This window comes from Aeromonas sp. R1-1 (genome assembly GCF_040908495.1).
In the GTDB taxonomy this organism is placed as follows: Bacteria; Pseudomonadota; Gammaproteobacteria; order Enterobacterales; family Aeromonadaceae; genus Aeromonas; species Aeromonas veronii.
In genome coordinates this window covers 1-9471 of record NZ_JBFODV010000076.1, presented here as the reverse complement: position 1 = coordinate 9471, position 9471 = coordinate 1, and the positions used below count along the sequence as shown (strand labels likewise).

Here is a 9471-nt window from a genome sequence, read left to right as displayed (position 1 = left end):
ATACGCATAAAAAATCCGAAACCAATCAACAGGTTTCGGATTTTCACACAACAGAAGGATCGGTCAATGGATCCTTAACTGATCGGCATTAGGCCTGACGGCCCTCTTGTTGTGTTTGCTATCTACTGCGCTATTGCAACACAGTGTTATTGCAGTACCACGCGTCCATTGAGCGGTTGCACTGGCCGGTTGTTGGGATGGTGCATCACAGCCTTGAAGGTGTCGATCTGGGCCTGACTGACCTCAACCGGCTGCTTCATCACCAGCCAGCGCACTCCTTCCGAGCAGGGAGGCGTAGTAAGGGAACCGCTGAAACGATAGTAGTCACGATTCTCGGGCAGCAGTTGCTCAGCAGAGAGCGGCGCCTTGAGGGCCTGGGTCTCCCCCACCTTGGCCGGTAATGCACTCCAGGCTGCCGCCAGCGCCGGATTGGCCTTGCCAGCCTCGAACATCACCGCCACCACGGCGATCTCTCCCTTGTCACTGACATGCACCAGATGCCCTTCCAGCGGATAGGATTTGCCCTCGATGAGGTTTTCGCTCGGGGCGTGGAAGTGGAACTGCTTGAGTTCAAACCTGGTGCCATCGAGTTGCAAGGTGCTACCCGGGGCATAACCGACCTGCACGGTATGACCGTTGTTGACCACTGTATTGCCACCCGCTTGATAGTGGAGTACCAGCGGGGCCAGTTTGGCCTCGACCAATCCGCTCAGGTCAACCGGCGACTGATTGCTGCCCGCACACTGACCAAACTCAGGAGTCAGCTTGGCCCAGTGGGCAGGCCCCGCCTCACCGCTATATTCCCAATGGTGGGTGGCAGCAAACACGACAGGGCACAGCAACAGGGAGCAGGCCAACAGAGACTTTCTCATCATACATCCTTATCTTGATTGAAAAGCACGACCATCCCCTCCCCCGGATAGCGGGGCATGCAGAGATGGCATATCAGATACGCGGAATACAGAGCATCAGAGCGACTTTCTAATTGTAACGAGCACGGGTTGGTCAATCGGTTTGACCGCGGCTCAATACAGAGTCGTTTGGCAAGTATATGGTGAAGGATCGGCAGATACAGTGAAAGAGGGAGAAATTAATCAGCCGGCTATCCACTCATCCTCTGGCAGGCGCGGGGCAAGGTTCAGGGAGTCACGCTTTCATAACAACCATCCATCACAACCATCGCGGGAGTCCGGGCTCCCGCGATAGTTGCCGATAACGGCAATTAACGGTCGCGATTCAACGCGATCAGACGATCAAGAATCGCCTCACCATCGGCACGCAAACCGTTGTGCTCATACTCATTGGTGATCCAGGCTCGACTGTTGCCCAGGCCACGCAGGGTCTCGCGGCTGTAGTCAAACTCCACATACATATCCTCGGCATAGACGGCGCAGGCTACCGGCACCTTGTTGCGGGCCAGCTGGGCCGGATTATAGAGCGCCCCCCAGTCCGCCTTGTTGGCCAGCAGATGGGCCGCCTCTTTCAGGGGCAGCAACTCGCGGAACTGCTCGAACATCCAGGGGTAAACCATCTCGCCGGTGAAGGCGAAATCCTTGCCAGGCGCCCAGTTCACCGCAGGAAACTCCCCTCTGACCCGATCCGCCGCCCAGCGAGTCGCCTCCCCTTCGGCGTAGATAGCCTCGTGCAGGATGGCAAACAGCGGGTTGGTATTGAATGGCTGCATGCTCTGCACCTGATAGAGAAAGGCCGGGCTCAGCTTGTCGCCGATAAAGGCCTCTTCCAGCAGGTAATAAAGCGCCTCGAAAGCACCCGTAGCGCCGAGATCCAGCCCTTGCTGCTGGAACTGCTCCACCGTCAGGCGCTGGCCGTTGGGCAGTCGCACATCGTGCTGGTGCAGATGGTTGGCCAACCGGTTGGCAATCCCCTGAGCGTGGGGGAAGCGGGCGAAGAAGGCTCGGTTCTTGTCAGCCACCCGCTGATAGGTGGCGCGGTAAACCGCCTCGGCGCTGCGGCCAATCGGCGCGATGCCGCCGGTGATATAAACCTCCCGCAGGCTATCGGGGAAGAGCGAGAGATAGGTCAGGCAGCAAAAACCACCAAAGCTTTGCCCCAGCAGGCTCCAGCGATGCTTGGGGCTGAGCTCCAGCCGGATGAACTCGGCATCTTGCACTATGCTGTCGGCGCGAAAATGGCCGAGATACTCCGCCTGCTCGGTCGGTGTCATTTTGGCCAGAATCTGCCCGTGAATGGGGCTCGACATCCCGGTGCCACGTTGATCCAGCAGCAGCACTCGGAACTCCTGCAACGCCCGCTTGAGCCAGCCACTGTTGGCCGTCGGGCGCGGCGCCCCGAATCCCGGCCCCCCTTGCAGAAAAAGCAGCCAGGGCAACTTCTCATCGAGCTTATCTTTACGGCAGAGGGTACGAGCAAACAGGGTAATGCTGTCACCATCCGGCTCATCATGATCGAGGGGAACGGTAAAAAAGTGCGGCTCGCAATGAATGCCGTCCAGTACATAGCTCAAGGGGCTGCTCATCTGGGATCTCTCCGTCAGGATGTGAACATCATTGATCCCATCATATCCCCGCCCAGCCACAGGGTCACTCAGGTTTTCCAAAATGTTAACAATGGCTTAAAGGTCGAAACATCACCAGACAAGCCGCTCTTCAACAGTGCTGAATTAATTGTTTTGCAGGGGAGATTGACGCCATGGCGCCATTCAACAAAGATGGCTCGCCTGCACAGGAGTGCAGCCATTCAGGCCGACAAAATGGATAAGGGAATGTGATGAAACCGAAGTGGATCAGGGCCAGAAAAAGAGAGAAGAAGCCATGCCCTGGCAGCATGCTGCAGACCGGAATGCTGCTGTTCAGTGCCACCTGTGGCGCAACGCTCTTTTTGGCAGCATGCAACAGCAACTAAAAATGAAAAAGCCCGCTCGATTGAGCGGGCTTTTCGAATTTGGCTCCTCCTACTGGACTTGAACCAGTGACATACGGATTAACAGTCCGCCGTTCTACCGACTGAACTAAGGAGGAATTGTGGTGCCCAGAGACGGAATCGAACCGCCGACACGGGGATTTTCAATCCCCTGCTCTACCGACTGAGCTATCTGGGCAACGGCGCGCATTAAACCCTTTCCAGCGCAGAGTGTCAACCATGATGGCACGATAAAAAGCGCGTTCGCTCAACAACCGAACGAAGCGGCCATTTATTATCCATTTCAGTCCTGTTTGCAGTACTTGCTGGCCTCTGCACGCCCTGCAGGCTGTGCCAATATGATGGAAATTCGAGGCTCAGTGGGTCAGCCGCATTGAGCCGAATCCACTCTGCGAGTATGCTTTGCCGCAATGATACCGCCTGGAGGCAACATGAGTCTGAATATGCAAGAGTGGCGTGATGAGACCACCGAGATCGTCAACGAACTGCTGGCCGATGGCAGCAATCCCGATGCGGATTACGACATCGAGCACCACTTCGCCTGCCAGGATTTCGACCGTCTGGAAAAAGCAGCGGTTGACCTGTTCAAGGCCGGTTTTGAAGTGACCGATGCCGAAGAGATGGAGCTGGATGACGGCGCCACCATCTTCTGCTTCGATGCCACCATCGAGTGTAAGCTGAATGTCGAAGCGATCGTCGCCGATATCGCCAAGATGCTGCCCATCCTGGAAAAATACGGGGTGGATTACGATGGCTGGGGCACCTACTTCCAGGATTGATCCTGCCTCCATCGTAAAACAACAAGGCCACCTTTCGGTGGCCTTGTTGTTTCTGACGATCTCTCACGCCAGATAGCTGGCAGCAAACTCCGCCGGCGGCAGTGGGCGACTGAACAGATAGCCCTGGAGCCGATCACACCCCGCCTCGGTCAGCCACAGCTGCTGCTCGGGTGTCTCTACTCCTTCGGCCGTAATCCGGATCCCAAGCTCATGGCCCAACCCGATGACCGAGCGCACGATAGCGGTGGTCGCGCTATTGCTGGCCAACCCCTGAGTGAAGCTGCGATCCAGCTTGAGGGTCGCCACCTGCAAACGCGGCAGATAGGCCAGTGAACAGTAACCGGTACCAAAGTCGTCGATGGCCAACTGAAAACCGGCGGCGATCAGGTTGTCGAGGTTGGTCTCAATCTCGTCGGCATTCTCCATCAGTACCCCTTCAGTGATCTCCAGCTCCAGCTGACTGGCCTTGAGACCATGGCGAGCGATGCAGGCAGAGACCCGCTCACAGAGCGCCGGATCACGAAACTGCAGCGGCGAGAGATTGATGGATAGCACCATATCCGGCTGCGCAGTTTGCCACTGCGCCAGCTGGGCACAGCCCTGTTCCAGCATCAGCTGACCAAGCTGACCGATGATCCCCATCTCTTCCGCCAACGGAATGAATTCGTCGGGGGAGATCATCCCAAGCTCGGGATGGGGCCAGCGACAGAGCAGTTCGGCGCCATGCAGCCGGTGAGTGCGGGTACAGATGATCGGCTGATAGACGGCAACCAGCTGGGCGGACTTGATGGCGAGCGGCAACTGGGCGGCGATCAGCTGACGCCGCTTGAGCCGGGCATGCAGCTCGGGATCAAACAGGGTGCAGTACTGCTGCTGCCGTTTGCCCTGCGCCAGCGCAGCCTCGGCATGACTGAGCAACCGCTCGGCATCGCTTGCCCTCCCCTGGGCCAGCCCGAGAAACACCGGGATCTGGATGCGGTGATCTTCCACCTGATAATGCTCCATCAACTGCTGCTGCAGATGCTGGCTCCACCCCTGCAATGGCTCATTGAAATCCGGCAACAACAGGCTGAAGTCATCGGCAGCGACCCGACAGAGCAGAGAACGCGGCGGTACCAGCTGCTGCAACCGCTTGGCCACCTGGCTCAGCAGTCGATCGGCAATCCGGATCCCGAAGCGATCGTTGATTTCACGAAAATGGTGCAGATCAACCAGCACCAGCGTGGCACTGCGTCCCCCAAGATGGCGGCTGGTCTGCAAGAATCGGGAGAGTTTGAGCAGTCCGGTCAGACTGTCGTAGTGCTGCTCCTGCTGCAACTGCGCCTGAGTGGTGCGCAGGCCGGTGATGTCACGCCCCAGCGTCAGGATCCCGAGGGAGTGGCCATCACCATCGGGGACATCGACCCGGGTGATCTCCATGTGTCGACCCTGCCCGCTGGCATCCAGCAGACAACACTCGCCATGACCCATCCCCTGCGGCGCCGCCAGCCGGAACGGCAGTTGCTGACCCAGCACCTCATCCGCCCCCTGGCCGATAAAGTCGAGAAACGCCTGATTGCACTCCAGCAACACCCCGTTGTGATCATCGAAACGGATCAGGTCAGGAATAGCATCGAGCAGAAAACGCTGCAACAACTGCTGCTTTTTGACCGTCTGTTCCAGGCTCTTGCGCTGGGCAATCTCATTAACCACCCCGAATACTGCGCACGCTTCCCCCTGCGGGGTGTAAAGAGGCACCTTGTGCACCTCCATCCAGCAGGTATCACCACCCCGGTTGCAATGGAGCTGCTGATACAGCATCGGCACGCCTCCGGCAAGCAGCTGCTCATCCTCACTGCGAAAGAGATCGCCCCATGGCATCTCTGCATCTGTCTTGCCGACTACCTCGGCAGGCGACTCCAGCTTGGCTTCACGGGCGAACTCACGATTGGCGAACAGGTAACGCCCATGACTATCTCGACAGAAGATACTCATTGGCAATTGGTCGATGATCTGCTGCAGCAGATCCGGGGTGAGCATGTTGGTCACAGGGGTGCTTATGGAGGAATTTCGAGCAAATCTATGATAGCAAACCAATTTTGTAAAGCACCCCGATCACCTCCCCATAACATCGAACGCTGGATGGTTGCTGACAGAGATTGTCGCTCCGGCGATAATAGGCGCCGGTTGGCCAATGGCCTGGTGATATGGACGAGAGAAACAAGATGAAAAAGATTATGGGGAGCGCATTGGCGCTGCTGCTGGTTGGTTGTGCTGGTGACAATAACGGCGGTGAGGAGTATCGCTACAACCCGCCAATTGCCAAGGCAACCAACAATACTCAGGAAATGGCGATCCCGGTGGATCTGGTGTGGGCTCGCGCCGAGAAGTGGTTCACCGATCACGGCCTCACCATCGAAAACAGCCAGCGTGGCTCCGGCCTGATGACCGCCAACGTCACCCAATCAGCCGACGGGCTGGAGTGGCTGGACTGCGGAACTATGGGTTCCAAAGTTGCACTGGGCAACCCGAACCTGCAGATCAACCTGATCATCACCCAGAGCGGCAACAGCAGCGTGGCCACCGTCAACGTCAAGGGCAACACCGAGCTGTTCTTCGTTGAATCCTCAGGCGAGCGCGTACCGGCCCCTTCCATCAAGCCGGTCTGCGTCTCCCGCGGCACCCTGGAGCAGAGCCTGTTCGCCACCCTCGGCAACTGATTTCGCTTCCCTGCAAAGATAAAAAAAAGCGGCAGATTGCTCTGCCGCTTTTTTATTGCCCCGAGTTGGGCTTACTTATCGATATCGAGCATGTTGTTGGCCAACATGTAATCGATCACCTGGCTAGCCGTTGCACCACTATTACCGGTCAGAGAGCCAAAAGTGTGGCCAGACAACACAATCTCCTGGGTCACAGAACCACCCACCGAATCGCTAACCTTGAGATGCACACCTTGGCTATCTGCAGACACAGACAACAGACTTTTAAGCAATGACTCCGTTTTAGACCCATCATGATCCAGCAGGTCACTCAGATCCAGCTTGTCGCGCAGCGTCGGATCACTCAGGCTCGGTTTGAAGTCCGTGACAGTATCAACGGCAGGATTGCTGGCACTCGCATCTCCCTGACTCCATACGAAGAAATCTTTACCTTCGCCGCCAGTCAGAATGTCGTTACCCAAACCACCATACAGTTTGTCACTGCCAGTGCCGCCATAAAGGATATCGTTGCCATCATCACCATAGAGCTCATCGTTGCCACCCTGGCCAAACAGGATATCGTCACCAAGGCCACCGTGCAGCGTGTCGTTCCCCCCTCGGGTATCGCCCGCCACATCCAATGAGTTGGCATTCCCCTTGATGTACTCGTAAAGCTCAAGGGAGCTGGGTGCATAACCATTTTTCAAGGTCAGGAACTGGGTCAGACCATCCAGCCCCTTGCCATTGACCCAGTCTGCCGGCTTGGTCGGGTTGCCAGCCGTGCCCCACGGCAGGTGATCGGTATTGATGGCATCCCCGAACAGGATATCGTTACCCGCGCCACCGTGCAGGACATCCGCCCCCACTGCCGCAGGAGTGTTGGTGGTCGAACTGCCAACCAGCACAGCCTTAAGCTGATCTGCCGTGGTGATGATATCGGGCTGGCCAACCGGCGGACGCCCACCTATCACCTTAATCAAATTATCGATCGTCAGGGTAGCCGTTCCTGAGTTTCCCCACTCGTTTATGGTAAAGACATAACGGTAATCACCCGCAGCCAGCGCACCGCTGTTGATTGTCCCCGCTGAGGTCACCGCGGCACCAACATTCACCCAGGCAGTGCCGTTCCAGCGTTGCAGTTGCACCGAGAAACTGTCTTCGGAGTCGACATCACTACCCTTGCCAAGGTCGAAGCGCAGACCGCTACCAGCCACCAATGTCATTTTTTCGCTGACAAATACTGACGCTTGATTTTTCGCACTGTCTTTCAACTCCAGCCGACTACCGACCATTGTGACACTCCCCGAGCTATCGCCAGTCCTGCTCCAGCTATTCGCGCTCCACGGCCCTGTATTGCCAGAAAAATCATTCAGTAACAGAGTGTTTTCATATTTACTGCCTGAGCCAGTCACCTGCGTGTTGTCAAAATAATTCAGATTCTCCTTCGTCACGCCATTACCGATGCCGATCGCCTTGACCTCGCTCTGCCCAGATAAAGGAGCAAACGCATCGATGGCTTTTTGCATCGCATCTGATTCAGATGCGTTTCTGTTCCCGTTATAAGCCGTCGGATCACCATCGGTCAGGAAATAAGTGACATTCTCAAAGGTCAATCCGGAGCTGCTGCCAGGCTTGCTGTTAAACCACTGGGTAGCCTTGATAAAGGCATCCTCATAGTTGGTCGCACCGCCAGCAGACAACGAGCTGACCTTGTCGATAAATGACTGCACATTACTCTTGGAGAGATCGTTAATCGTCAACAGTGAACTTGCCCACTCATGAAAGCCTATGAGCGTCACGTTAACGACACCATCATGATCTGCCAGCTGATTGGCCAGCACTTTCAGCGCTGCAATCGTCAACGTCATTCTGTCTTTACCCGCAGCAGGAGATTGGCTGCCATCTAATCCCCACTTCATGCTACCCGACGTATCAACGATCAGGGCGATATTGTAATTTTTGCCCGGTTCAACCGAGGTCTTGATACCACCGATATCTCCCAGCAATACATCATCACCACGCCCACCCTCGACAGGTTTGTCTGACGTACCATTGTCCCCATTCGGGTTAGTGGGCTTGACCATAAAGCCGGTATCCGCTTCGGTATATTTCACTTCACCGACTATCGGCTGACCATTCATGTCATACTCTTGCGAGCCTGCCACCACGGTCACCTTGATATTCTGGCTACCGACAGGCAACTCCACCTGCAGCGACAATTTCCCGTCTCTATCCAGCATGCTGGCCGGTACTTTCCAACTACCATCGGCTTGCAGTGTGCCACCCGAAAGCACAGTACCCTGTGGCAACCCCTTGATAGTCAACTCGGTAAAATGTTCGCTGCCATCGGTATCGATCAAATCGACATCAACCTTCAAGGTCGCCAGATCTGCCACCTTAGTCAGGTTGCCATCCTTGAACTCATACTTGCCATCTTGCAGATAAAGGGTCTCAACGCTGTAAAAATCATGGTAAGTCAAAGCACCGCTAATCGGGTCTTTATACACGAGACTGTAATCAAAGCTCTGTGAGCCACTAGGCTTAATCAGCTTGAGATCCTTCATCGAACCCGGCATATAGGCCACATCCAGACCATCGCCACCATAATAAGAGGTGGAGGCTTTCAGGCTTTGGGCTATCAGCGTGTCGTTGCCCGCACCGCCATCCAGAGTCACCGACGACGTAGCGTTCTTGCCGCCGATCAGGATGTCGTCCCCGTCACCACCGATCAGATGGTCAGTGACACTGCCACCGCCGATCAGAATGTCATTGCCAGAACCGCCATCTGCCGAGAAGTGGTCGCCACTACCGTACTTGATGGTGTCTTTGCCGTCACCGCCCAAGACCCAGCTGCCATCCTTGGAAACCAGATAATCATCGCCAGGGGTCGGCAATTTAGACTGCGTCTTGCCAGCCAGGTCGGACAGGATCTGCTCTACCTTCGCCGCCCCCGGCACAAACCCGCCACTCACCAGCTCAACCTTGAGCGTCACACCGTCGACCACCGGCTTCATGGTTAGCGTCAGTGTCGAGCTCGCGCCGGTGTTGGTGGTGTAACCCACCACCGGCAGGGCTCCAGCGAAGTCTTTCACCGGCGTGAAGCTGTAGCTGCC

7 protein-coding genes and 2 tRNA genes are annotated in these 9471 nt (G+C 56.3%); 3 read left to right on the top strand and 6 right to left on the bottom strand.

Annotation, left to right across the window (positions count from 1 at the left end):
- Positions 1-146: 146 nt before the first annotated feature.
- Entirely contained in the window at positions 147-872 is a 726-nt protein-coding gene (locus AB5Y92_RS04630; RefSeq protein ID WP_368225763.1) for a carbonic anhydrase, read from the bottom strand.
- A gap of 350 nt (positions 873-1222) precedes the next feature.
- The gene (locus tag AB5Y92_RS04625; protein WP_368225762.1) at positions 1223-2497 is read right to left on the bottom strand and encodes an alpha/beta fold hydrolase; all 1275 of its coding nucleotides are present in this window, start codon (positions 2495-2497) and stop codon (positions 1223-1225) included.
- A 21-nt stretch (positions 2498-2518) separates the two neighbouring features.
- Between AB5Y92_RS04625 and AB5Y92_RS04620 the strand changes: the two genes are divergently transcribed.
- Positions 2519-2749, top strand: a complete 231-nt coding sequence (locus tag AB5Y92_RS04620) for a hypothetical protein (RefSeq protein WP_201987571.1) — start codon at positions 2519-2521, stop codon at positions 2747-2749.
- A gap of 174 nt (positions 2750-2923) precedes the next feature.
- Here AB5Y92_RS04620 and AB5Y92_RS04615 read toward each other — a convergent pair.
- Together AB5Y92_RS04615 and AB5Y92_RS04610 are read right to left on the bottom strand one after the other, a co-directional pair.
- Positions 2924-2999, bottom strand: a tRNA-Asn gene (locus AB5Y92_RS04615).
- Positions 3000-3003: 4 nt separating this feature from the next.
- Positions 3004-3079: transfer RNA gene (locus AB5Y92_RS04610), tRNA-Phe, on the bottom strand.
- Between the two features lie 265 nt (positions 3080-3344).
- Here AB5Y92_RS04610 and rraB point away from each other — a divergent pair.
- Entirely contained in the window at positions 3345-3680 is a 336-nt protein-coding gene (rraB, locus tag AB5Y92_RS04605) for a ribonuclease E inhibitor RraB (protein ID WP_026034893.1), read from the top strand.
- Between the two features lie 63 nt (positions 3681-3743).
- Here the strand turns inward: rraB and AB5Y92_RS04600 are convergent, their stop codons facing one another.
- Positions 3744-5699, bottom strand: a complete 1956-nt coding sequence (locus AB5Y92_RS04600) for an EAL domain-containing protein (protein ID WP_164537987.1) — start codon at positions 5697-5699, stop codon at positions 3744-3746.
- Between the two features lie 185 nt (positions 5700-5884).
- Between AB5Y92_RS04600 and AB5Y92_RS04595 the strand changes: the two genes are divergently transcribed.
- Entirely contained in the window at positions 5885-6379 is a 495-nt protein-coding gene (locus AB5Y92_RS04595; RefSeq protein WP_139409956.1) for a hypothetical protein, read from the top strand.
- A gap of 71 nt (positions 6380-6450) precedes the next feature.
- Here AB5Y92_RS04595 and AB5Y92_RS04590 read toward each other — a convergent pair.
- On the bottom strand, positions 6451-9471 hold a 3021-nt coding region (locus tag AB5Y92_RS04590), incomplete at its 5' end, for a type I secretion C-terminal target domain-containing protein (protein WP_368225760.1).

Coding starts and splice junctions, on each gene's coding strand:
- AB5Y92_RS04630 (WP_368225763.1), bottom strand. CDS start 872: ATGAGAAAGTCTCTGTTGGCCTGCTCCCTGTTGCTGTGCCCTGTCGTG.
- AB5Y92_RS04600 (WP_164537987.1), bottom strand. CDS start 5,699: ATGCTCACCCCGGATCTGCTGCAGCAGATCATCGACCAATTGCCAATG.
- AB5Y92_RS04625 (WP_368225762.1), bottom strand. CDS start 2,497: ATGAGCAGCCCCTTGAGCTATGTACTGGACGGCATTCATTGCGAGCCG.
- rraB (WP_026034893.1), top strand. CDS start 3,345: ATGCAAGAGTGGCGTGATGAGACCACCGAGATCGTCAACGAACTGCTG.
- AB5Y92_RS04595 (WP_139409956.1), top strand. CDS start 5,885: ATGAAAAAGATTATGGGGAGCGCATTGGCGCTGCTGCTGGTTGGTTGT.